This is a genomic window from Thermomonas alba, from assembly GCF_022419205.1.
GTDB lineage: Bacteria > Pseudomonadota > Gammaproteobacteria > Xanthomonadales > Xanthomonadaceae > Thermomonas > Thermomonas alba.
The window spans coordinates 1-550 of the sequence record NZ_JAJOZU010000057.1 but is presented as its reverse complement, the minus strand read 5'-3'; the positions used below and the strand labels follow the sequence as shown (position 1 = coordinate 550).

Annotated in this window: 1 protein-coding gene; it reads left to right on the top strand. The window is 64.5% G+C overall.

All coding sequences use genetic code 11. The features are described 5' to 3' along the window. Positions 1-85 precede the first annotated feature (85 nt). Positions 86-550 (top strand): hypothetical protein (locus ML342_RS11725; protein ID WP_240127193.1); only part of this gene is annotated, 465 nt, incomplete at its 3' end.

The window sequence follows — 550 nt, the reverse complement described above, 5'->3', positions numbered from 1 at the left end:
GGATCCGGTATCCGGACGATACCCACCGCGGTATGGAACGGCATCCCCCGCTTCCGCCGCGTCCCGGCAACAGGAGCAACGACCCATGGACCTCATCGGCTTGTACCCGACCTGGCTCGACACCAGCGTGGGCAGCGGATGGATCGTCTGCCTCATCGCCACGGTTCACGTGCTGTTCTCCCACACTTCGGTGGCGGCCGCGATCTTCTTCGCCTGGCTCGTCAACCATGCCTACCGCACCAACCAGCCCGGGTTGCTGGAGTTCGTGCGTCGCTACGGCATGTTCCTGCTGGTGTTCAGCTACGTGCTGGGCTCCATCACCGGCCCGGGGATCTGGTACTCCACCACCGTGGCCAGCCCGCGCGGCATCTCGGCGCTGATCCACAGCTTCGTGTGGATGTGGGCCACCGAATGGGTGTTCTTCGTCATCGAGATCGCCGGCGTCTACCTGCTGGTGTACCTGGTCGGCAAGGGCGATGTGCGCACGCACACGCGCATCGCCGTGATCTTCGGCTTGGCCTCGTACACGACGATGCTGATCATCGTCGGC